Annotated in this window: 21 protein-coding genes and 2 pseudogenes; 7 read left to right on the top strand and 16 right to left on the bottom strand. The window is 71.8% G+C overall.

Annotated features, from left to right (window positions below; all coding sequences use genetic code 11):
• The first annotated feature begins 5 nt into the window (after positions 1–5).
• Complete coding sequence (locus A5643_RS01890) at positions 6–1,295, top strand: protein kinase domain-containing protein (protein ID WP_066851389.1); 1,290 nt, start codon at positions 6–8, stop codon at positions 1,293–1,295.
• Between the two features lie 10 nt (positions 1,296–1,305).
• Here A5643_RS01890 and A5643_RS01885 read toward each other — a convergent pair whose 3' ends face one another.
• The 8 genes from A5643_RS01885 to A5643_RS01850 all read right to left on the bottom strand — a co-directional run bounded on the left by A5643_RS01885 (position 1,306) and on the right by A5643_RS01850 (position 7,642).
• A complete protein-coding gene (locus A5643_RS01885) occupies positions 1,306–2,694 on the bottom strand; it encodes a class II 3-deoxy-7-phosphoheptulonate synthase (RefSeq protein ID WP_066851388.1) in 1,389 nt (462 codons plus the stop codon).
• 38 nt (positions 2,695–2,732) lie between these two features.
• Positions 2,733–3,230, bottom strand: coding sequence for a polyadenylate-specific 3'-exoribonuclease AS (locus tag A5643_RS01880; RefSeq protein WP_066851386.1), 498 nt, complete (start codon positions 3,228–3,230; stop codon positions 2,733–2,735).
• 7 nt (positions 3,231–3,237) lie between these two features.
• On the bottom strand, positions 3,238–4,230 hold the full coding sequence (locus A5643_RS01875) for a threonine/serine exporter family protein (RefSeq protein ID WP_066851384.1): 993 nt from the start codon (positions 4,228–4,230) through the stop codon (positions 3,238–3,240).
• Between the two features lie 68 nt (positions 4,231–4,298).
• Positions 4,299–5,027, bottom strand: coding sequence for a lysophospholipid acyltransferase family protein (locus tag A5643_RS01870; RefSeq protein ID WP_066851377.1), 729 nt, complete (start codon positions 5,025–5,027; stop codon positions 4,299–4,301).
• Positions 5,028–5,109: 82 nt separating this feature from the next.
• The gene (locus A5643_RS01865) at positions 5,110–5,460 is read right to left on the bottom strand and encodes a hypothetical protein (protein WP_066851375.1); all 351 of its coding nucleotides are present in this window, start codon (positions 5,458–5,460) and stop codon (positions 5,110–5,112) included.
• A complete protein-coding gene (locus tag A5643_RS01860) occupies positions 5,457–6,722 on the bottom strand; it encodes an ArsA family ATPase (RefSeq protein ID WP_066851373.1) in 1,266 nt (421 codons plus the stop codon). Before A5643_RS01860 ends, A5643_RS01865 begins: the two co-directional genes overlap by 4 nt.
• The gene (locus A5643_RS01855; RefSeq protein WP_066851368.1) at positions 6,715–7,152 is read right to left on the bottom strand and encodes an SRPBCC family protein; all 438 of its coding nucleotides are present in this window, start codon (positions 7,150–7,152) and stop codon (positions 6,715–6,717) included. Before A5643_RS01855 ends, A5643_RS01860 begins: the two co-directional genes overlap by 8 nt.
• A 100-nt stretch (positions 7,153–7,252) precedes the next feature.
• Positions 7,253–7,642: a polyketide cyclase / dehydrase and lipid transport gene (locus A5643_RS01850; protein ID WP_066851367.1), complete on the bottom strand. Its 390-nt coding sequence runs from the start codon at positions 7,640–7,642 to the stop codon at positions 7,253–7,255.
• 118 nt (positions 7,643–7,760) lie between these two features.
• Here A5643_RS01850 and A5643_RS01845 point away from each other — a divergent pair, with 118 nt between their 5' ends.
• Positions 7,761–9,584: an AMP-dependent synthetase/ligase gene (locus A5643_RS01845; RefSeq protein ID WP_066851366.1), complete on the top strand. Its 1,824-nt coding sequence runs from the start codon at positions 7,761–7,763 to the stop codon at positions 9,582–9,584.
• Positions 9,585–9,587: 3 nt separating this feature from the next.
• Here the strand turns inward: A5643_RS01845 and A5643_RS01840 are convergent, their stop codons facing one another.
• The 4 genes from A5643_RS01840 to A5643_RS01825 all read right to left on the bottom strand — a co-directional run bounded on the left by A5643_RS01840 (position 9,588) and on the right by A5643_RS01825 (position 13,064).
• Complete coding sequence (locus A5643_RS01840; RefSeq protein WP_066851365.1) at positions 9,588–10,730, bottom strand: glycosyltransferase family 4 protein; 1,143 nt, start codon at positions 10,728–10,730, stop codon at positions 9,588–9,590.
• A gap of 9 nt (positions 10,731–10,739) precedes the next feature.
• Positions 10,740–11,525, bottom strand: coding sequence for a hypothetical protein (locus A5643_RS01835; RefSeq protein WP_082948677.1), 786 nt, complete (start codon positions 11,523–11,525; stop codon positions 10,740–10,742).
• 25 nt (positions 11,526–11,550) lie between these two features.
• Positions 11,551–12,630, bottom strand: coding sequence for a peptidoglycan hydrolase RipC (gene ripC, locus A5643_RS01830; RefSeq protein WP_066851570.1), 1,080 nt, complete (start codon positions 12,628–12,630; stop codon positions 11,551–11,553).
• A gap of 176 nt (positions 12,631–12,806) precedes the next feature.
• Positions 12,807–13,064, bottom strand: a complete 258-nt coding sequence (locus A5643_RS01825) for a hypothetical protein (RefSeq protein ID WP_066851363.1) — start codon at positions 13,062–13,064, stop codon at positions 12,807–12,809.
• 70 nt (positions 13,065–13,134) lie between these two features.
• On the opposite strand from A5643_RS01825, the pseudogene A5643_RS17585 reads away from it, so the two are divergent.
• Positions 13,135–15,018: pseudogene (locus A5643_RS17585) on the top strand (DEDD exonuclease domain-containing protein); the annotation flags it as partial.
• Here A5643_RS17585 and trpD read toward each other — a convergent pair.
• Positions 14,956–16,050, bottom strand: coding sequence for an anthranilate phosphoribosyltransferase (gene trpD / locus A5643_RS01820; RefSeq protein ID WP_082948663.1), 1,095 nt, complete (start codon positions 16,048–16,050; stop codon positions 14,956–14,958). The pseudogene A5643_RS17585 and the gene trpD sit on opposite strands and share 63 nt — an antisense overlap.
• Before the next feature lie 167 nt (positions 16,051–16,217).
• Between trpD and ctaE the strand changes: the two genes are divergently transcribed.
• The 4 genes from ctaE to qcrB are packed head-to-tail and all read left to right on the top strand — an operon-like array spanning position 16,218 to position 20,507.
• Positions 16,218–16,829 carry an aa3-type cytochrome oxidase subunit III gene (gene ctaE / locus A5643_RS01815; protein ID WP_066851361.1) on the top strand — a complete coding sequence of 204 codons (612 nt, stop codon included), beginning with the start codon at positions 16,218–16,220 and terminating at the stop codon, positions 16,827–16,829.
• Positions 16,826–17,695 (top strand): cytochrome bc1 complex diheme cytochrome c subunit, encoded by an 870-nt coding sequence (gene qcrC, locus A5643_RS01810; RefSeq protein WP_082948662.1) that lies wholly within the window; start codon positions 16,826–16,828, stop codon positions 17,693–17,695. Before ctaE ends, qcrC begins: the two co-directional genes overlap by 4 nt.
• Positions 17,692–18,870, top strand: coding sequence for a cytochrome bc1 complex Rieske iron-sulfur subunit (gene qcrA, locus A5643_RS01805; protein ID WP_066851357.1), 1,179 nt, complete (start codon positions 17,692–17,694; stop codon positions 18,868–18,870). Before qcrC ends, qcrA begins: the two co-directional genes overlap by 4 nt.
• Positions 18,867–20,507, top strand: coding sequence for a cytochrome bc1 complex cytochrome b subunit (gene qcrB / locus A5643_RS01800; protein ID WP_066851353.1), 1,641 nt, complete (start codon positions 18,867–18,869; stop codon positions 20,505–20,507). The genes qcrA and qcrB overlap by 4 nt, the downstream gene beginning before the upstream one ends.
• Positions 20,508–20,612: 105 nt before the next feature.
• On the opposite strand, the gene A5643_RS01795 is transcribed toward qcrB, so the two are convergent.
• The 3 genes and pseudogenes from A5643_RS01795 to A5643_RS01785 form a co-directional block, all read right to left on the bottom strand.
• Positions 20,613–21,602, bottom strand: a complete 990-nt coding sequence (locus A5643_RS01795; RefSeq protein WP_156628447.1) for an alpha/beta hydrolase — start codon at positions 21,600–21,602, stop codon at positions 20,613–20,615.
• A 5-nt stretch (positions 21,603–21,607) separates the two neighbouring features.
• Positions 21,608–22,216 carry a DUF2561 family protein gene (locus tag A5643_RS01790; RefSeq protein ID WP_066851348.1) on the bottom strand — a complete coding sequence of 203 codons (609 nt, stop codon included), beginning with the start codon at positions 22,214–22,216 and terminating at the stop codon, positions 21,608–21,610.
• Positions 22,216–22,584 (bottom strand): annotated as a pseudogene (locus A5643_RS01785) (MmpS family transport accessory protein); the annotation flags it as partial. The pseudogene A5643_RS01785 and the gene A5643_RS01790, both read right to left, overlap by 1 nt.
• Between the last annotated feature and the right edge of the window lie 68 nt (positions 22,585–22,652).

Genomic DNA, 22,652 nt, shown 5'->3' with positions numbered 1-22,652 from the left:
CTAAGATGACCACCGTGACTGGTCCGGCCCTGCTCGACGGCGCGGTGCTGGACGGGCGCTACCGGGTGGACCGCCGGATCGCCACCGGCGGCACCTCGACGGTCTACCGCGGCCTGGATCTGCGGCTGGAGCGGCCGGTGGCGCTGAAGGTGATGGATGCCCGCTACGCCGGGGACCGGCAGTTTCTGACCCGCTTCCGGATGGAGGCCCGCGCCATCGCCCGGCTCAACCACCCCGGCCTGGTGGCGGTCTACGACCAGGGACTCGACGGCGATCACCCGTTTCTGGTGATGGAGCTGGTCAGCGGCGGCACTCTGCGCGAACTGCTCGCCGAGCGCGGCCCGATGCCCCCGCACGCCGTGGTGGCGGTGCTGCGCCCGGTGCTGGGCGCGTTGGCGGTCGCGCACCGCGCCGGCCTGGTCCACCGCGACATCAAACCGGAGAACGTGCTGATCTCCGATGACGGCGAGGTCAAGATCGCCGATTTCGGGCTGGTCCGCGCCGTGGCCGAGGCCGGGATCACCTCCAGCAGCGTGATTTTGGGCACCGCGGCCTACCTCTCCCCCGAGCAGGTCCGCGACGGCAACGCCGGCCCGGCCAGCGACGTCTACGGGGTCGGCGTCCTGTGCTACGAACTGCTCACCGGCCGGACCCCGTTCGTGGGCGATACCGCGCTGGCCGTCGCCTACCAGCGCCTCGATCATGACGTGCCCGCGCCCGGGGCGGCCATCGACGGGGTGCCGTGGCAGTTCGACGACCTGGTGGCGCGCGCCACCGACCGTGACCCGGCCCGCCGGTTCGCCGACGCGGCGCAGCTGGCCGCGGCGGTCGACGCCGTCGCCGCCGAGTTGGATCTGCCGGACTTCCGGGTTCCGGCGCCGCGGAACTCCGCCGAGCACCGCTCGGCGGCCACCGGATCGGCCCCGCAGACCCCGGGCGCCGCGGCCCGCACCACCCGCCAGTTCACCATGCACCCCGACGACTGGGCGGGGCCCCCACCGGGCGGGGCGTCCGGCCACCGCGAGGACCACGACGATCCCGACGCGGGTGCGCCGGACCGCTACGGCGACTACGGCGACTACTGCGACTACGAGGACGACGACGGCTACGACGACTACGACGGTTACGGCGGGGAGCCGCAGCGCTTCGCCGGCATCGAGTTGAGCGAATTCGCTTGGGAGCAGCAGCGTTCCCGACGCACCGTGCTGATCTGGCTGGCGCTGGTCATCGCCGCTACCGGCATGGCCGGCGCCGCGGGCTGGACGCTGGGCACCAACCTGAGCGCCCTGCTGTGACCCGGTCGGGTCAGTCGCGCAGCATCTCGGCGACCAGGAACGCCAACTCCAGCGACTGCTGGGTGTTCAACCGCGGGTCACACGCGGTCTCGTAGCGTCCGCCGAGGTCGGCGTCGGAGATGTCCTGCGCCCCACCGAGGCACTCGGTGACGTCTTCGCCGGTGATCTCGACGTGGATGCCGCCGGGGTGGGTGCCCAGCTCGCGGTGCACCTCGAAGAAGCCCTGCACCTCGTCGACGATCCGGTCGAAGTGCCGGGTCTTGTGACCGGTGGAGGCCTCGTGGGTGTTGCCGTGCATCGGGTCGCACTGCCAGATCACCTGGTGGCCGGTGGCCTGCACCTTCTCGATGATCGGCGGCAGCAGGTCACGCACCTTCGCGTTGCCCATCCGGCTGACCAGCGTCAACCGGCCCGGCTTGTTGTGCGGGTCGAGGCGCTCGACGTATTCCACCGCCAGCTCCGGGGAGACCGACGGGCCCAGCTTGACCCCGATCGGGTTCGCCACCACCTCGGCGAAGGCGATGTGCGCCCCGTCGATCTGGCGGGTGCGGTCACCCAGCCACAGGTAGTGCGCCGAGAGGTCGTAGAGGGTCTGCCCGCCCTGGTCGTCCTCGGAGAGCCGCAGCATGGCCCGCTCGTAGTCGAGCACCAGCGCCTCGTGGCTGGCGTAGATCTCGGCGGTCTGCAGGTTGCGGTCGGCCACCCCGCAGGCGTCCATGAACTTCAGGCCGCGGTCGATCTCGTTGGCCAGCGCCTCGTAGCGGGCGCCGGCCGGGGAGGTGCGCACGAACTCGCGGTTCCAGTCGTGCACCAGGTTCAGCGACGCCAGCCCCGACGAGGTCAGCGCGCGCACCAGGTTCATCGCCGCGCTGGCGTTGGCGTAGGCCCGCACCAGCCGGGAGGGGTCGTGTTCACGGGCCGCCGCGTCGGCGACCAGCGAGTTGACCATGTCGCCGCGGTAGGACTTCAGCCCGAGCGCGTCGACGTCGGCCGAGCGCGGCTTGGCGTACTGACCGGCGATGCGGGCGAGTTTGACCACCGGCATGCTGGAGCCGTAGGTGAGCACCACCGCCATCTGCAGCAGGGTGCGGATGTTGGCCTTGATGTGCGGTTCGGTGTTGTCGACGAACGTCTCCGCGCAGTCCCCGCCCTGCAGCAGGAACGCCTCGCCGCGGGCCACCTGCGCCAGCTGGTCGTGCAGCCGGGCCACCTCGGCGGGCACGGTGATCGGCGGCACGCTCTCCAGCACGGTGCGCATGGCGGCGGCCTGGTCGGCTGGCCAGCTGGGCTGCTGGGCGGCCGGTTTGGCCAGCGCCGCGTCCAGCCGGGCCCGCAACTCCGTGGAGAGCGGCGGCAGCGTGGGCAGCTGCTCGATCGGTACGTCAACGGTCCAGTTCACCTGTTCATGGTAACCGGGTCCGCGCGACACCGATCGGGTCAGCCGGGTGCGGCACCGGTGATGACCGCGTAGCGGTGACGCTGGTCACGGGCGTCGACCAGGGCGTCGTGCGCGTCCGGTGACCGCGGCGGCAGCTCGGGGCGGCCGCGGTCCTCCCAGAGCTGGCGCAGCTCGTGGGTGAACCGCGGCATCGCCGCGGGCAGTTCGGGCATCGTCCCCCACAGCTGACACAGCACCACGTGGTCGTAGGCACCGATCCAGGCCCACAGCTCGATCGGCTCGGCGCCGTCGCGGGCGTCCAGGCCGAAGAACTCCTCCAGGTCGGCGCGGATCTGGCTGCGGGAGCGCCACACCTTCGCCGCCGGGGACGGCAGCTTGGGCAGCACGTGGGTGCGCACCCAGCGGCCGGCCCGCTCCGGGTCGAACTCGGTGGACACCGCGTAGTACTCGCGGCCGTCCTCGGCGACCACCCCGATCGAGACCAGCTCGATGGTGCGTCCGTCCTCGATGAACTCGGTGTCGTAGAAGTACCTCACCGCGACGTCACCGCCGGTACCCGCCGGGTGGCCGGCGCCGGTAGACCTGGATCGGCATGGTCGGTGCCGCCGCGGCGCGGGCGTCCTGTTCCCGGCGCTGCGGGCCCGGCGACGCGGCGTCCGCCGCGGCGACCCGCACGATCCGCGGCAACGTGATCGGCATGGTGGGCGCCGCGGCCGCCCGCACCTCCCGGTCGAGTTCGGCGTCGACGGCGGTGTCGTCGGGAACCTGCGGCCGGCCGGCGATGGCGTCCTGCAGCCACAGCTTGACCTGCACCACCGGGCGGCGCAGCCAGCGTTCCCGCTCCATCGCCCGGCGCATCTTCTCCGGGCGGTCCACGTAGCGCCACCGCGCCCAGGGGGCGTGCGGGCGGGACAGCCGGACCGCCCCGACCACCAGCAGCGGGTAGAAGAACATGCCGCTCAAGCCGGTCCACACCTTGCCCTTGAACAGCACCATCACCGCCAGCGGCAGGGCGAGCACCAGGCTGGAGAACACCCCGGCGCGCACCCACAGCGACGCCGTGTCGTGCCAGATCGACAGCAGGAAGGTCAGCGGGTGGAACCCCAGCACCAGCAGGCCGGCCACCGCGCCGGCGGCGAACACCGCGTCCACCGAGGCCCGGCCGTCCTCCTCCCAGTACACGTCGGCCAGGTGCAGCAGCAGCGCGTACTCGTCGAGCACCAGCGCCGCACCGATGCCGAACCCGATCGAGGCGACGATGATCAGCGCCTCCCCGCCCTCGACGGCGCCGGTGACCAGGGCGACCCCGGAGATCAGCACGAGCACCACCCCGAAGACGACGTGGTGGATGTGGACGCTGCCGATGTGGATGTTGCGCGGCTGCCACCACTTGGGCGGGGCGGCGCTGGGGGGCCGGCTGCGGATGTAGCGCACCGTGAACCGGGTGATGAGAAAGGTCAGCAGAAACGCGATCAGGCAGCACAACAGCGGCAGCCGGCCGCCGTCGATGATGTCGTGCTGCAACCAGTCGCGCATGTGTGCAACGTAGTCCGCTCCGGGCGTCTTGGGCAGCGGCGCTCGACCCGGCGCGTCGCCGGTGCGCCCTACCCGGCCGCCTGCTCGGAGATCCGGTCGCCGATCTGATCGACCGGGGCCTGCTGGCTGCCGTCTTTGATGCTGGCCGCGTAGATGTCGACGTACTCCTGCCCGGACAGGCCCATCAGCTCGTACATCACCTCGTCGATGACGGCCCGCTCGATGAACCGGTTACCGCCGAGCCCGTCGAAGCGGGAGAAGTCCATCGGCTTGCCGAACCGGACGGTGACCCGCCCGAAGCGCCACATCTTGCTGCCGGGTGGGTTGACCACGTCGGTGCCGATCATGGCGACCGGGATCACCGGGATGCCGGTCTCCAGCGCCAGCCGGGCCAGGCCGGTCTTGCCCTTGTAGAGCCGGCCGTCCGGTGAGCGGGTGCCCTCCGGGTACATGCCGAGCAGTTTGCCCTCCTCCAGCAGCCGCTTGGCGGTGTCCAGGGCGGCCTGCGCGGCGTCGGCGCTGGTGCGGTCGATGGGCACCTGCCCGGAGACGCTGTAGAACCACCGGGTGAACCAGCCCTTGACGCCGGTGCCGGTGAAGTACTCCGCTTTCGCCAGGAACGTGATGCGCCGGCGCACCACCAGCGGCAGGTAGAAGCTGTCCGCGACGGCCAGGTGGTTGCTGGCCAGAATCGCCGCCCCCGACGGCGGGACGTGCTCGAGGCCTTCCACCTTCGGGCGGCCCAGCAGGCTCAGCAGCGGGCCCATGAAGATGTACTTGAATAGCCAGTACCACATGGCCCCTCCCGATTCGCCCGTCCGCCGACACGTGCTCTGCGGGTCAACTTTACTCGCCGGGCGGGTACCGGCCACCTGTGGATTACTCTTCGACGTCCACCGGGATGTGTTGGTAGCCGGTCCGGGCCCGCTCCTCGCCCACCGGCGCGCCGTCGACCGGCCCGGCCCCGGAGTTGTCGACCATGGCGCGGATGACCGTCAGCAGCGCCACGCTGTGCTCGGCGATCACGTCGAGCAGCGGGTGCTGTTCGCCGCCGGCCAGCGCGGCCAGCGCGCACACCGGGCACCACACCTGCTGGCATTTGCCGGGATCCCCCGCGACGGCGGCGGCGGCCACCGCCCGCAGCGTCGGGTCGACGCCGTCGAGGACGGCCCGGGCGATGCGCCGCAGTTCGGGGCCGAGCTCACCGAGGTCGGGGTGCACGCCGGTCATTTGGGCCACACCTCCGGGTTCGGTCGGAAACGCACCGTCAGCTCCGTGCCGCGCAGTGCCGCGTCGATCACCGTGCACCGCCGCAGCACCGAGGCGAGTCGGACCCGCCGCCGCATACCGCCGGCACCGATGATCAGGTCGTCACCGACCCGGCCCAGTTTCAACGTGCCGGGGTCGACCTGAGGCAACTCTAGACGCAGCCGGTACACCGACCCCAATCCCGATCCCGATTCGCGGTCCACCGTCGGCCGCAGCGGGCCCGGCGGGGCCGACCCGTCCCGGCGCCGGATCGCGGCGAGCAGATCCGCCAGCGCCTTGGGGCCGATCGGCTCGCCGGCCAGGTGCGGGGCCAGCACCAGCGCGACGTCGCCGATCGTGTTGTCCAGCTCCTCGAGCACCGCGCGCTGCTCGGCGATGCGCTCGGCGTACCAGTCGAAGGCGGGATGGGCGGGCAGGTTGTGGTATTCGTACGAATCGTCTTGCAGCAGAACCTGGTTGACGATAAGTTCCTCGATCCGCACCCCCATCAGGGCCAGCGAGCCCAGGGTGCGCGCCGCCTCGGCGGCCACCACCCGTTCGGCGGTGAGGACCAGGTGCGCGCCGACCCGCTCACCATCGGTGAGCAGCGCGGTGAGTCGTTCCGCCCCCGCCGACAGCCCTTCGAGCAGCAGCGCGATCGCGGCGGTCGCACCGTCGGCGGCGGTCAGCCTGCGGTGCCGCGGCCAGGCCCGTTCCGCATACAGCGCGAAGGTGCCCGGCAGGGTCAGCATCCGCAGCGCGTCGGCGGTCGAGGCGCAGTCCACCACGACGTGGTCCCAGCGGCCGCACTCCGCCAGCTCGCCGACCTCGTGCAGCCCGAGCACCTCCTGCACGCCGGGCAGCGCCGACAGTTCCTCCGGCGCCAGGGTTCCCAGTTCGGAGTCGGGGAAGCGGGCGGCCAGCGCCGCGGCCAGCTGCCGCCACCGGTCCGCCAGCAGCGCCAGGGTGTCCAGGGCGAGCGCGTCGAGGGAGCCGACGTCCTCGACACCGTCGTCGAGACGAACCCGGACCGGATCGCGGCGTCCGGTCGGGGCCACCGCCACACCGAGCACGTCGCCGAGCGAATGCGCCTGGTCGGTGGAGACCAGCAACACCCGTTCGCCGGCGGCGGCGTCGCGCACCGCGGTCGCCGCGGCGAGGGTGGACTTGCCTACTCCACCCTTGCCGACGAACAGGCTGATGCGGGCCGGGCCGGACGCCGGGGCCGTGGCGTTCTCACTCAGCCTCGACTCGTTTCTTCAGGTCCTTCAGCGCGGTGTCGGTCAGCCGGCGCTCCGCTTTGCGCTTGAGCAGGCCGATCATCGGCACCATCAGGTCCACCGACAGTTCGTAGGTGACCTCGGTGCCGGAACCCTTGGGGCGCAACAGGTACGCGCCCTCGAGCGCCTTGAGCAGCGAACTGGAGACCAGCGACCAGCGCACCGAGTTGCGGTCGGCGGGCCAGTCGTAAGACAGCACCATGGTGTCTTTGATGACCGCGGCGTCCAACTGCAGCCGGGCCTGTTTCGGGTAGCCGTCCGCGTCGGCCTCCAACACCTCGGCCTGCTTGTACTCCGAAACCCATTCGGGGTAGGAGCCGATGTCGGCGATGACAGCCATCACCGCTGCGGGTTCGGCCTCGATGTAGATGGTCTGCGCCGTCTTGTCCGTCACGAAAATGCTTCCTGCTCGCTACGCCTGTACTCCCCCAGGCAAGAACCTACCCTGCCGCGCCCGCCGCCGGGTCGGCCAGGGCGCGGTCCGACGGGGTCGGTCAGGCCCGCGGAGCGACGCCGATCGGCCGGTCGGCCTCCAGGGTCTGTTTGAGTTCGAACGACATGGCCTTGCCCGCGACGCGACGCCGGTGGGTCAGCGCGGGCAGGTTCATCCGGGCCAGCTGCCAGGCCGCCGCGCCGCTGGGTTCGGCGTGCAGGAAATAGTGCAGTAGCACCCCGTCGAGGCAGGGTTCCAGCCAGATCTCCATGGTGCCGGTGAGCGGGCCGCTCACCGTCCACCGCACCCCCAGCTCCCCCCGGTCCTCGACGACCTGCAGCAGCAGATCCGGCCACCACCGTCGCCAGTTGGCGCGGTCGCCGACGGCCGCGCCGACCGTGGCGGCGTCGGCGGCGATGAACGTCTCGTCGGCGACCTGGATGCTGTGCACCGCCCTAGCTTCACATACCGCCGCGGCCGTCGTTAACGGCGGAGGTGAACCCAGTCACACCGGCGCGGTCTAGGGTGGACGGCGAACCGCCCGCCACGATGTTGGAGAGGTCAGCAAAGTGCGTGAATTCACTGTTCCGGCGTCGTTCCCGGTCGACGACCGCGACACGCTCGCGACTGCGATCTTCGACCACGAACGCGACAATCCCGACGAGGTGATCTTCCAACGCCAGGTCGACGGCGCCTGGACCGACGTCACCTGCGCCGAGGCCGCCGACCAGGTCCGCACGCTGGCCCGCGGGCTGATCGGTCTGGGGGTGCAGCCCGGCGACCGGGTGGGATTGCTCTCGGCGACCCGCTACGAGTGGGTGCTGGTGGACCTGGCGATCCTGGCCGTCGGCGCGGTGCTGGTGCCGATCTACGAAACCTCCTCCACCCACCAGGTCAACTGGGTGCTACGGGATTCCGGTGCGGTGCTGGTGGTCGCCGAGACCGACCAGCATGCCGCGACGGTGGCCGACGCCGCCGGGGAGGGCACCGCGCTCAAGGAGACCCTGGTCATCGACGGCGCCGAGACCCCGGCGTTCACCCGGCTGGCCGAGGCGGGCGCGCAGGTCGACTCCGCGGAGGTGGCCAGCCGGCTGTCGGCGGTGCGCTCGACGGATCTGGCCACGCTGATCTACACCTCGGGCACCACCGGCCGGCCCAAGGGCTGCCAGCTCACCCACGCCAACCTGGTCTATGAGGCGCGCGGCGCCAAGGCGGTGCTGCCGTCGCTGTTGAGCGAGGACGCCCGGATGCTGACGTTCCTGCCGATGGCGCACGTCTTCGCCCGCTCGATCACGTTGGCCGCGTTCGTCAACAAGGTCACCGTCGGGTTCACCAGCGACATCAAGAACCTGGTTCCGCTGTTCGCCACGTTCAAACCGACCGTGGTGGTCTCGGTGCCGCGGGTGTTCGAGAAGGTCTACAACACCGCCGCGCAGAACGCCGCGGACGGCGGCAAGGGGCGCATCTTCAGCGCCGCCGCCGACACGGCGGTGGCCTGGAGCAAGTCGCTCGACGAGGGCGGGCCGGGACTGTGGTTGCGCGCCAAGCACGCCCTGTTCGACCGGCTGGTCTACCACAAGCTGCGCGACGCCCTCGGCGGCGACTGCCGGGCGTCGATCTCCGGCGGCGGGCCGCTGGGTAAGTGGCTGGGGCACTTCTACCGCGGGGTCGGGTTGACCATCTACGAGGGCTACGGCATGACCGAGACCTGCGCGGCGATCACCGTCAACCAGATCGGCGCGGTGAAGGTCGGCACGGTCGGACAGTTGTTGCCGGGCAACAGCATGCGCATCGCCGAGGACAGCGAGTTGCAGGTGCGCGGCGGGGTGGTGTTCACCGGCTACTGGAACAACGAGGAGGCCACCGCCGACACGTTCGCCGACGGCTGGCTCAAGACCGGTGACCTGGGCTCGATCGACGACGACGGGTTCTTGACGATCACCGGGCGCAAGAAGGAGATCATCGTCACCGCCGGCGGCAAGAACGTCGCCCCCTCGGTGCTCGAGGACCAGTTGCGGGCGCACCCGCTGATCAGTCAGGCGATGGCCGTCGGCGACGCCAAGCCGTTCGTCGGCGCGCTGATCACCATCGACCCGGAGTCGTTCGACGGCTGGAAGCAGCGCAACAGCAAGGACGGCGGAGCGACCGTGGCGGATCTGGCCACCGACCCGGACCTGCTGGCGGAGGTGGACGCCGCGGTCAAGCAGGCCAATCTCGCGGTGTCGCATGCCGAGTCGATCCGCAAGTTCCGGATCCTGCCGAGTGATTTCACCGAGGAGACCGGTGAACTGACCCCGACGATGAAGGTCAAGCGCAAGGTGGTGGCCGAGAAGTTCGCCGACGAGATCGCCGCGATCTACGGCGAGGCCGCCGACGCGGGCCGGCGCCGGTAACGCTCACCCGCGCAGCAGGCCCGCCAGCCGCTCGGTCAGCACGTCCCAGCGCCACTGGGCGCTGACCCAGTCGCGTCCGGCGGCGCCCATGGCGGCCGCCCGGTCGGGCTCGGCCAGCAGCCCGCTGACGGCCTCGGCGATCTGGTCGACGGCGCGGCCGTCGACCACCAGGCCGGTCTTGTTGTCCTGCACCGTTTCCGGGGCCCCACCCGAGTCGCCGGCGACCACCGGGACGCCGGTGGCCGAGGCCTCCAGGAACACGATGCCCAGCCCTTCCACGTCCAGCCCGGCCCCGCGGGTGCGGCACGGCATCGCGAACACGTCGGCCAGGGCGTGGTGGGCGGGCAACTCCGACGCGGCGACCCCGCCGGTGAACGTGACGTGGTCGCCGACACCGGTGCGCTCGGCCAGCTGCGCCAGCTTGGCGCGGTAGGGCCCGCCGCCGACGACGACCAGCGCGGCCCCGTCGACGCGGCGGCGGATCTGCGGCAGTGCCCGGATGAGCATGTCCTGGCCCTTGCGCGGCACCAGCCGGGACAGGCACACCACGGTGGGCCGCTCCCCCAGTCCGTAGCGGGCCCGCAGCTCGGCCCGGGCGGCCGGGTCGGGCCGGAACCGCTCGGTGTCCACCCCCGGCGGCAGGTGTTCGAGCGCCGCCGCCGGGCCGAATGCGCTGGCGAACCGGCCGCGCGTGTAGTGGCTGACGAAGGTGACCGTGTCGGTGTGATCGCCGATGCGGCGCAGCACCGAGCGGGCCACCGGAAGCATCGACCAGCCGACTTCGTGGCCGTGGGTGCTGGCCAGCACCCGCCGGGCGCCGGCGCGCCGGGCGGCCGGGGCCAGCAGCGCCAGCGGCGCGGCCGCGCCGAACCAGACGGTGTCGATTTCGTGTTCGGCGATCAGCGCCCGCATCCGCGACTCCACCGTGGGCACCGGCAGCATCAGGCTTCCGGGGTGGCGCACCACCGGGTACCCGGCGGTCTCGGCCGCGGCGTCGTAGGCCGCGTCGCCCTTCCAGGCCGGGGCGTAGACGACGACCTGCTGGTCGCCGGCGCCGACCAGTCGACCCACCAGTTGCTCCAGGTAGGACTGGATGCCGCCGGGCCGCGGCGGGAAGTCGTTGGTTACCAGCAGTACCCGGGTCACGTCAGCAGGCTAACCGGTCGCCCACCGCTGCCACTGCGCGAGCAACCGCGGCAACTCGACACCCAGGCTGGCGCGCACGGCGGCGGGCAGGCCGACATGATCGACGCCGCAGGCGGCCACATAGAGGTCGCGCAGTCGCTGCGGCCCGTAGCGGTCGGCGACGAAGCGGGAAAACCACCAGGCCCGGTCGTAGGCGGTGTTGCGGTGCGGCCCGGGGGTATCCAGTTCGGCGTCCGAGGGCAGGGTCAGCTCGGCGCCGGGCGGCACCGCCGGGTCGGTCTCGCGGGCCACGTAGTCGGCGACCCCCTCCACCAGCCAGCGCGGGGCGTCCAGCGCGGTGACCGCGCGGGTGGCGTAGTGAAACAGTTCGTGGCGCAGCACGATTCGCAATGCCGCAGCGCTCATCGCGGCGGCCCCGGGCGCCAGCACGATCCGCTGACCCGCCGCACGCCGTCGGGCCGGGTCGACCCGGGTGGCGATCGCCACCGCCGCGGTGTCGGCGGCCACCGGGGCGGCCACCGCGGCGCGGAACTGCGCGTTCGTGGCGGTGGCCTCGATCACGATGCGGTGCGGCCAGTCCAGCCCCCAGAACTCTTCCACGGCGGCGGTGGCCGGCCCGATCTCGGTGGCGACCCGGGCCAGCAGCGCGTCGGTCGCGGCCGTACCGCCGCCGAGCAGTTCGACCGCGCGCCCGTCCCCCACCAGCAGCGCATCCGGTTCGGCCGCGCGCGAGCCGGGCTCGTCGGCGCGGTGCAGCAGCACCGCGGCGGCGGCGACCAATTCGATCAGCAGCAGCGCCACCAGCGCGGCGGCGCGACGATCAGTAACGGCGGGCGTTGTAGATCGGGCCGGAGGCGGTCATCGGCACCACCGCGACCGGCACCCCGTAGGTGGAGGCGTGCACGATCATCCCGTCGCCGATGTAGAGGCCGACGTGCGACGCGTCGGAGTAGAAGCTGAGCACGTCGCCGGGCTGCAGCTCGGACAGCGAGACCGGCTGGCCGCCGGCGGCCATCGCATAGCTGGAATGCGGCAACGAGATGCCGGCCTGCTGGAAGGCCCACATCACCAGCCCGGAGCAGTCGAACGCGCCGGGGCCGGAGCCGCCCCAGGAGTAGGGCGAGCCGACCCGGGTCAGCGCCGCCTGCACCGCGACCGCGCCGGCCCCCGAACCCCCGCCGAGGTTGGGCAGCAGCGCGTCCGGCGGGGTGCCGGGCGCGGCCTCGGGCGGGGCGGGCAGCGCCTCGGGCGGCGTTCCGACGTCGGCCAGCGCGGTGCGCTGCACCGGGGTGAGCGCCTGGTACTGGGCCTTGACGATGGCGATCTGGGTCTGCAGCTCGCGCTGCTTGCTGATCAGTCCGGCGCGCACCTCGGCGGCCTGGTCCGCGGCGGACTTGGCGTCGGCCGCCGACTTCGCCGAGGCCTGCTCGGCGGCGGCGGCCTCCCGGCCCGCGGTGCGGTACTGCGACATCTGGGTGGACATCTCGGTGCCCATGACCTGCTGCACGGAGAGCTTGTCGATGACGGCCTGCGGGGAGTTGGCGGTCATGATCGCGTCGAAGCCGTCGGTGCGCCCGCCCATGTACATGGTGGCGGCGAATCCGTCGACGGCGCTCTGGTAGGAGTCCAGGCGCTCGCGCGCGGCGTCGACGGCGGCCTGGTCCTGCTCGTGCTGCTGTTCCGCGGCCTGCTGGGCGGCGAGCTTCTCGTCGTAGTCGAGTTGGGCGCTGTGCATGGCCTCGGTGGTCTGCTCGGCCTGCCGCGACAGCTCGTTGAGCCTGGTCAGAGCGTCATCGGCGGGGTCCGCGTGCCCGCTGGCGCTCAGCGCGCCCGCCAGCACGGTGAGGCCCACCACGGCGCCGATGACCGGTCGCCGGGTCGCGCGCAAGGTCCTGTGCATCCAGTCGAGCACCACGATGGCATCCTCACAACTGCGCTCGACGGCACGGCCCCCCCACGGCCCCGAACCGTCGATTGAACTTTGATCTCGAACAGGTTACGAAATGGTCTCGTCCCTGTCTACCAGGGCTGGAACTCTATCAGTCAGCCGTCGCCCCGCGGACAGACACGCCGCGGTCAGGCTACCCCAGACTCGCCGCCGTCCCGAATCGGCACGAGCCGCAGCCGCGGCGCCAGGCCGGCTTCGGCGAGCACGTCCAGCGCCGCCCGCTCGTCGTCGTGCAACGTGGTCGGCACCCCGAGCAGAACGCTGACCACGCAGTCCTGACAGGCCGGGCCGCGCACCGCGCAGGTATCGCAGTCGATGAGCACCGGGGCGCCGTCGGCCGGTGGGGGCGACGGCGCGGCGGGCGTGGGCTGATGCGGATGGGCCACGGGGGATCCTCTCGTTGCTGCGGTCCGGTTGCCCGGCACGCTAACCGCGGCCACCGACAACCCGCCCGGCGTGGCCGCACCGCGATGTCCGAGCGGTTGCCTACCGTCGGTGAGTGTGGCCCTCCCCGCACCCCCCGAGGTGACCCAGCTCAGCCTGCCCGGGCTGGGCGCCGACGCCGACGCGGCCGGCGACACCGCGCTGGCCGAGACCACCTTCGTCGTGGTCGACCTGGAGACCACCGGCGGCAGCGCCGCCGGGGACCGGCCCGACGCGATCACCGAGATCGGCGCGGTCAAGGTGCGCGGCGGGGAGGTCCTCGGCGAATTCGCCACCCTGGTCGACCCGCGCCGCGGCATCCCGCCGCGGATCGTGGAGTTGACCGGCATCACCACCGCCATGGTGCGCACCGCCCCGACCATCGAGGCGGTGCTGCCGTCGTTCCTGGAATTCAGCGAGTTCGGGCGGGGCGCGGTGCTGGTGGCCCACAACGCCGGGTTCGACGTGGGGTTCCTGCGCGCCGCCGCCGCCGGCTGCGGGCTGGCCTGGCCGCGCCCGCCGGTGCTGTGCACGGTGCGGCTGGCCCGCCGGGTGCTCAGCCGCGACGAGGCCCCCAGCGTGCGGCTGGCGGCGGTGTCCCGGCTGCTCGGCGTCTCGGTGCAGCCCACCCACCGCGCGCTCGACGACGCCCGCGCGACCGTGGAGGTGCTGCACGCGCTGATCGAGCGGGTCGGCAACCAGGGCGTGCACAGCTACGCCGAGCTGCGGGACTACCTGCCCGCCGTCCCGGCCGCCCAGCGCCGCAAGCGGGTGCTCGCCGCGGACCTGCCGCGCCGGCCGGGGGTGTATCTGTTCCGCGCCGCCTCCGGGGAGGTGCTCTACATCGGCACCGCCACCGACCTGCGCCGGCGGGTGGGCCAGTACTTCACCGGGGCGGAGCGGCGCTCCCGGATGACCGAGATGGTCGGCCTGGCCGGGCGGGTCGACCACGTCGAGTGCGCCCATCCGCTGGAGGCCGGGGTGCGGGAACTGCGGCTGCTGGCCGCCCACGCCCCGCCGTACAACCGCCGGTCGAAGTTCCCGCGCCGGTGGTGGTGGCTGACCCTGACCGACGAGGCGTTCCCGCGCTGGTCGGTGGTGCGCTCCCCGCGCCACGACCGCGCGGTGGGCCCGTTCCGCTCCCGCGCCGAGGCCACCGAGACCGGGGCGCTGCTGGCCCGGTTCACCGGGCTGCGGACCTGCACCGCGCGGCTGGCCCGCGCCGCCGTGCACTCCTGCCCGCCGCGCGAGGTCGCGCCCTGCCCGGCGACGGTGGGGCTCAGCGCCACCCAGTACGCGGCGGCGGTGGCCCGCGCGGCGGCCCTGCTCGACGGCACCGACAGCACCCCGATCGGCGCCGCGGTGCGCCGCGTCGCCGAGCTCGCCGCCGACCACCGCTACGAAAGCGCCGCGCGGCTGCGCGACCGGGTGGCCGCCGCCGTCGAGGTGCTCTGGCGCGGGCAGCGGCTGCGGGCGCTGGCCGCGGTGCCCGAACTGGTCGCCGCGGCCCCCGACGGGGCCGGCGGCTGGCGGCTGGCGGTGATCCGCCACGGCCAGCTGGCGGCGGCCGGGTCGGCGGCCCGCGGGGTGCCGCCGCTGCCGGTGGTGGCGGCGATCACCGCCGCCGCCCAGACCGTCCTGCCCGAACCGGCGCCGCTGGGCGGGGCGCTGGTCGAGGAGACCGCGCTGATCGCCCGCTGGCTGGCCGGCCCGGGGGTGCGCATCGTGCGCGCCGAGGAGCCGGGCTGGTCCACTCCGCTGGGATCGGCGGGGGCGTGGGCGGACTGGTCGGGCGCGGCCCGGTCGGCGCGGCTCGCCGCCGAGCAGGCCCTCGGCGACGCGGTGGCCGACCGCTCAGAGCTGCTGGCCGAACCGCACCCAACGCGCGAGCAGCTGTTCGGCGGCCCCGCTGTCGATCGCCTCGGTGGCGCGGGCCAGGCCGTCCTCCCAGGCCGGCAGCCATTCGGCGCTGCTGGATAGGCCGGTGTGGGCGACCATCGCCCCGGCGGCGTTGAGGATGACGGCGTCGCGGACCGGGCCGGCGACCCCGGCCAGCACCGCGCGCGCCTCGGCCGCGTTGGTTTCGGCGTCGCCGCCGACGAGCTGGTCGAGCTCGGCGCGGGCGAACCCGAACCCGGCCGGGTCGAACGTCACCTTCTCCACGGTGCCGGCCTGCACCCGCCAGATGGTGCTCGTCGTGGTGGTGGTCAGTTCGTCGAGCCCGTCGTCGCCGTGGACCACCAGCACGCTGGAGCGGCGGGCCGCGAACACGCCGGCCATCACCGGCGCCAGCTCGGCGAACGCGCAGCCGATCAGCCCGGCGCGGGGCCGGGCCGGGTTGGTCAGCGGGCCCAGCAGGTTGAACACGGTGGGCACACCGATCTCGCGGCGCGGCGCGGACGCGTGCCGGTAGGACGGCTGGAACTGCGGGGCGAAGCAGAACCCGATCCCCACCTCGGCGACGCTGCGGGCGACGTCCTCGGGCCGCAGGTCGATGCGCACCCCCAGCGCCTCGAGGGTGTCGGCGCCGCCGGAGAGCGAGGACGCCGCCCGGTTGCCGTGCTTGACCACCGGCACGCCGGCGGCGGCCACCACGATGGCCGCCATCGTCGACAGGTTCACCGTGCTGACCCCGTCGCCGCCGGTGCCGACGACGTCGACGGTGTCGGTGCCGATCGCCTCGGTGGGCATCCGGCGGGCGTGGTGCAGCATCACGTCGGCCAGTTCGGCGACCTCCGCGGCGGTCGGACCCTTCATCTTCACCGAGACGCCGAACGCCGCGATCTGCGCCGGGGTGGCGGTGCCGGCCATGATCTGCTCCATCACCCAGCCGGCCTGCCCGCGCTGCAGGTCTTGACCCGTCGTCGTGCGGGCCAGGATCTGCGACCACGACCAGCCGGGTTCGGCTCCCGAGGACGGACCGGAATGCTGCTGAGATGACGCCACCACGCGCCGATCGTCGCATGCCGGACGGCGACACGCCGCACGCCCACCGCACGCCGCGGAGGTGTCAAGCCGCTGAGAAGCTGCTGAAACCCGCCCGGGTGTGACCGGTTTGCGACCAAATCGGCGACCCGGGTGGAGATTGACAACTACATAACGTCATACTTGCGGATGTGACGAGCGCTGTTGGGTCTTCAGGTACTGCCATCACATCGCGCGTGCATTCGCTGAACCGGCCGAACATGGTCAGTGTGGGCACGATTGTGTGGCTCTCCAGCGAGCTGATGTTCTTTGCTGGACTGTTCGCGATGTACTTCACCGCCCGCGCCCAGGGCGGCGACCAGTGGCCACCGCCGCCCACCGAGCTGAACCTGGCGCAGGCCGTGCCGGTCACGCTGGTGCTGATCGCCTCGTCGTTCACCTGTCAGATGGGCGTGTTCGCCGCCGAGCGCGGCGACGTGTTCGGGCTGCGCCGGTGGTACACGATCACCTTCCTGATGGGCGCCTTCTTCGTCGCCGGGCAGGGCTACGAGTACTACCACCTGGTCAACCACGGCACCACCATCTCGTCCAGCGCCTACGGCAGCGTCTTCTACATCACCACCGGCTTCCACGGGCTGCACGTCATCGGCGGCCTCGTCGCCTTCCTGTTCCTGCTGGCCCGCACCAAGATGAGCAAGTTCACCCCGGCGCAGGCCACCGCGGGCATCGTGGTCTCCTACTACTGGCACTTCGTGGACATCGTGTGGATCGCGCTGTTCGCGACGATCTACTTCATTCGATGAGCAGCCACCCGACGAACAGGAGTGTTCGGTTGAAGTCACTGCGTATCACCCGGTCGGCCGGTTCCGATCGGTCCCGACGCCGGCTGCGCCGGCGCATGTCCGCGGCGGTGCTGCTGCTGATGGCGCTGACGGTGGCGGGCGGGCTGGCCGCCCTGCTCACCCCGAGCCCGCAGGTGGCGGTGGCCGACCAGGACTCCTCGGCGCTGCTGCGCACCGGCAAGGACCTGTTCGACACCTCCTGTGTGTCCTGCCACGGCGCGAACCTGCAGGGCGTCGACGGTCGCGGCCCGAGCCTGATCGGGGTCGGCGAGTCGGCGGTGTACTTCCAGGTGTCGACCGGCCGGATGCCGGCGGTGCGCGGTGAGGCCCAGGCCCCCCGCAAGTACCCGGTCTTCGACGAGCACCAGACCGACGCGCTGGGCGCCTACGTCGCGGCCAACGGCGGCGGCCCCGCGGTGGTCCGCAACGCCGACGGCACCGTCGCCCAGGAGTCGCTGCGCGGCAACGACATCGGCCGCGGCGGTGACCTGTTCCGGCTCAACTGCGCGTCCTGCCACAACTTCACCGGTAAGGGCGGTTCGCTGTCCTCCGGTAAGTACGCGCCCAACCTCGACGGTGTCAGCGAGCAGCAGATCCTCGCCGCGATGCTGACCGGCCCGCAGAACATGCCCAAGTTCTCCGACCGGCAGATCCCGTTCGAGGAGAAGCGCGACATCATCGCCTACGTCAAGAGCTCCACCGACGAACACAACCCCGGCGGTGTCGGCCTCGGCGGCTTCGGGCCCGCCCCCGAAGGCATGGTGATGTGGATTGTTGGGATGGTCGCCGTCATCGGCGTCGCAATGTGGATCGGGGCACGCGCATGACCGAGAGCAACAACACCGGCCGGCCCGACGACGCGGAGCTGGCCGCCATGTCCCGCGAGGAGCTCGTCGAGCTCGGCGGCCGGCTCGACGGGGTGGAGACCGTCTACAAGGAGCCGCGCTGGCAGGTCGAGGGCACCCGCGCCGAGAAGCGCGCCGAACGGCAGGTGGCGCTGTGGTTCCTGCTGGCCGGGTTCTTCGGTCTCGCCCTGCTGCTGGTGTTCCTGTTCTGGCCGTGGGAGTACAAGTCGGTCGACGACCCCGGCGGCTTCCTCTACTCCATCGCCACCCCGCTCTACGGGTTCACCTTCGGGATGTCGGTGCTGTGCCTGGGTATCGGCGCGGTGCTGTTCCAGAAGAAGTTCATCCCCGAGGAGATCTCGGTTCAGGAGCGGCACGACGGTCAGGGCGACGGCTCGGCGGAGATCGACCGCAAGACCGTCGCCGCCAACCTCACCGACGCGCTGGAGGGTTCGACGATCCGGCGCCGCAAGGTGCTGGGCCTGTCGGTCGGGATCGGCTTCGGCGCCTTCGGGCTGGGCACCGTGGTGGCCGGCCTGGGCGGCATCATCAAGAACCCGTGGAAGCCGGTCGTTCCGACCGCCGACGGGATGAAGGCCGAGCTGTGGACCTCGGGGTGGACGCCGCGCTACCACGGCGAGACCATCTACCTGACCCGCTCCACCGGCACCCACGGCCCCGGGGCGTTCGTCAAGATGCGCCCCGAGGACATCGACGCCGGCGGGATGGAGACCGTCTTCCCGTGGCGCGAGAGCGACGGTGACGGCACCACCGAGGAGTCCCGGGACCGGCTGCACGCGATCACCATGGGTGTGCGCAACCCGGTCATGCTGATCCGGATCAAGCCCAACGACATGGAGCGGGTGACCTACCGCAAGGGTCAGGAGAGCTTCAACTTCGGGTCGCTGTTCGCCTACACCAAGATCTGCTCGCACCTGGGCTGCCCGTCGTCGCTGTACGAGCAGCAGACCTACCGCATCCTCTGCCCGTGCCACCAGTCGCAGTTCGACGCGTTGCACTTCGCCAAGCCAATCTTCGGCCCGGCCGCCCGCGCCCTGGCGCAGCTGCCGATCACCATCGACAAGAACGGGTATCTGGTCGCCAACGGCGACTTCGTGGAGCCCGTGGGACCGGCATTCTGGGAGCGTTCCTCATGAGTCCGACCAACAACTCCAAGATCGGCGCCCTGCTCACCGCGCAGGGCAACGACATCGACTCCCGCTACCACCCGTCGGCGGCGCTGCGCCGCCAGCTGAACAAGGTGTTCCCGACGCACTGGTCGTTCCTGCTCGGTGAGATCGCCCTGTACAGCTTCGTGGTGCTGCTGATCACCGGGGTGTACCTCACCCTGTTCTTCGACCCGTCGATGGCCGAGGTCACCTACAACGGCGTCTACCAGCCGCTGCGCGGCGTGCAGATGTCGCGGGCCTACGAGACGGCGCTGAACATCTCCTTCGAGGTGCGCGGCGGGCTGTTCGTGCGTCAGGTCCACCACTGGGCGGCGCTGATGTTCGCCGCGGCGATCATGGTGCACCTGGCCCGGGTGTTCTTCACCGGCGCGTTCCGCCGGCCGCGGGAGGCCAACTGGATCATCGGCTCGCTGCTGCTGATCCTGGCCATGTTCGAGGGCTACTTCGGCTACTCGCTGCCCGACGACCTGCTCTCCGGGATCGGCCTGCGCGCCGCGCTGTCGTCGATCACGCTGGGCATGCCGGTGATCGGCACCTGGCTGCACTGGGCGCTGTTCGGTGGGGACTTCCCCGGCGACATCATCATCCCGCGCCTGTACGCCCTGCACATCCTGCTGTTGCCGGGCATCATCCTGGCCCTCATCGGTGTCCACCTGGCGCTGGTGTGGTTCCAGAAGCACACCCAGTTCCCCGGCCCCGGCCGCACCGAGCGCAACGTGGTCGGCGTGCGGGTGATGCCGGTGTTCGCGGTGAAGTCCGGTGCGTTCTTCGCGCTGACCACCGGGGTGCTCGGCCTGATGGGTGGGCTGATGCAGATCAACGGGATCTGGAACCTCGGCCCGTACAAGCCGTCGCAGATCTCCGCGGGCAGCCAGCCCGACTTCTACATGATGTGGACCGAGGGTCTGGCCCGCCTCTGGCCGGCCTGGGAGATCTACGTCGCCGGCTACACGATTCCCAGCTCGGTGTGGGTGGCGCTGATCATGGGGCTGGTCTTCGGTCTGCTGGCCGTCTACCCGTTCCTGGAGCGGCGGTTCAGCCGCGACACCGCCCACCACAACCTGCTGCAGCGTCCCCGCGACGTCCCGGTGCGCACCGGCCTGGGGGTCATGGCGATCACCTTCTACATGATCCTCACCCTGGCCGCGATGAACGACATCATCGCCTGGAAGTTCCACATCTCGCTGAACGCGACCACCTGGATCGGTCGTATCGGCATGGTGGTGCTGCCGATGGTCATGTTCTTCGCGACCTACCGCTGGTGTGTGGGGCTGCAGCGCAGTGACCGCGCGGTGCTCGAGCACGGTGTCGAGACCGGCATCATCAAGCGGCTGCCGCACGGCGCCTACGTCGAGATGCACCAGCCGTTGGGCCCGGTCGACGAGCACGGCCACCCCATCCCGCTGGAGTACCAGGGCGCGCCGGTGCCGAAGAAGATGAACAAGCTCGGCTCGGGCGGCGCGCCGGGTACCGGCAGCTTCCTGTTCGCCGACCCGGTCAGCGAGGACCGCGCCCTGCGCGACGCCCAGCACGCCGCCGAGCAGCGGGCCCTGACCGCGCTGCGCGACCACCAGGACGACGAGTACCCGGACGGTCAGCGCTAGCCGACATCACGAGTGCAGCGTCAGGGCGGGATCCCTTTCCGGATCTCGCCCTGACGCTTCTTTCGCGGGTGTGTGTGCGGCTGTTAGCGGGTGTTCGCGCGGCGGTCAGCGGTCGTCGGCGGCGGCGATACGCTCCTGGATGAACCGGGCGATGGCGTCGAAGGCCGCCTTGCTCTCCGGCAGGAACGGGAACACCGCCGGGAAGGCGTGCAGCTGCCGCGGCCACACCCGCAGGGCGCAGGGCCGCCCGGCGGCCACCAGGGCGTCGTGCATGCGCTCGGCGTCGCAGCGCAGCGCCTCGCTCTCGGCCACCACGATCAGCGACGGCGGGAAGTCCTCGAGGTCGCCGTGCACCGGCGACGGGTCGGCGATACCCTCGTCGGGGCGCGCGCAGGCCATGATCGGCGGCAGCGCCGCGGCCCAGATCACCGGGTCCCGCCAGGCATTCTCGTGCTCGCTGCGGGTGACGCAGTCGATGTCGAGCAGCGGCGAGATCCCGACCACCCCGGCCGGGCCGTCGAGGCCCTGCTGCCGGACGGCCTGCGCGGTGGCGAAGGCCAGGAACCCGCCCGCCGAGTCCCCACCGAAGATCACCCGCTGCGGCGTGGCGCCACGCTCCAGCAGCCACCGGTAGGCGGTCACACAGTCCTGCACCGAGCCGTCCACCCGCACCGCGGGATGCTGCCGGTAGTCGACGTGCACCACCGGCAACCCGGTGCGTTCGGCCAGGATCGCCACGGTCTGCAGGTGGGAGTCCAGATTGCCCAGGAAGAAGCCGCCGCCGTGGAAGTACAGCAGCGCACCCTCGGCCAGCGACGCGGTGCAGCCGGGCGCCCGGACGGTCTCCACGGTGACGCCGTCGACGGTGTCGCGGGTGATCTGCAGCCGACGGACGAACGGCCGGCGCCGCTGCGCTCGGGAGAGCCGCTCCACCGCCTTGCCGACGGTGACCATCCGGTCGGCGATCGGCACCTTGCCGTCCTCGGAGAGGTACCGGCGGGTCAGCGGCCCGATGGCGCGCACGCCCACCGAGTAGGCCGCCCGCGCCCGCCAGCTCGGGCGGGTGGTGGACAGGGAACCGGGAGGCAGGGGCATCGAGCTCACTCCGTTTCTCGGTCCAGCAGTACGTGCAGTTGACGCAGGAAGAACCACGGGATCACCGGCATCGCGGCGGTGATCAGCCCCGCCACCGCGTAGCTGCCCCAGGCCACGCCGTCGCGGCCGACGGCCATCAGGTTGGTGGCGATCGCCACCGCGGTCAGCGCCGCGCCCACCGCGATGGCCAGCAGCACGGTGCCGCGCACCCAGATCCGCTCCATCGGCGTGACCGCGACCGGGTCGAGGATCCGCAGCTTCTCGGTGGCCGCTCCCCCGCTGTCCACGCCGGCGCGGTACTTGTCGGGACGCACCGGCTGCCGCGGCGTCACCGCGGGTGCGGCGGCGTTCTGGCGGGCCCGCAGCAACACCGGGATGGCGGCGAGGATGACCAGCGCGGAGACGACCGCGATGACGTAGAGCAGCCACGGCGTGTGTCCGCTGCGGACCGCCTCGCTGTGGTTGTTGCCCTGGCCCAGGTTCACCAGCGACACCACCGCGGCGACGCCGGTGCCCAGTAGGACCAGCCAGATCACCGCGCTCACCCCGATGAGGATGCGGTCGGTGTCGACCGGCGATCGGGAGATCCGGGTGGGGACAAATTTTCGGCTCATCAGCAACTCGTCTGGGGTGCGTTGTTGGTGTTGGAGGACAGTACGGTTCCGTCGTTGGCGGTGATCGAGCAATTGAGCTTGCTGACCCGGAACAGGCTGGACGCCTCGACGGAGCCGACCTCGGACGTCGAGATCGGCGTGAGCGTGATCGACCACGGGATGTAGACGTTGCGCTGGGTGCGCCGGCGCCCGGAGGCGTCGATGTAGGTCACCGTGATGATGTCGCCGGGGGCTTTAGTGCCGGTCACCGAGTAGGTGACCTGCCGCGGGCCGGCGCGCGTCGTGGTGGTCGGTGTGGTCGTCGTCGGCTCCGGGGTGGTCGTCTCCGGCTCCGGTTCGGGCTCCTCGACCGGCGGCGGGGGCGGCGGCCACCGAGAAGCTGCGGATCCTCGACCCGGTCGCGGTCACGCCGATGGAGCGGATCTGGGTGCGCGGC

The sequence above is a fragment of the Mycobacterium sp. 1274756.6 genome, from assembly GCF_001668625.1.
In the GTDB taxonomy this organism is placed as follows: domain Bacteria; phylum Actinomycetota; class Actinomycetes; order Mycobacteriales; family Mycobacteriaceae; genus Mycobacterium.
This window is presented reverse-complemented; position numbering and strand designations above follow the sequence as displayed.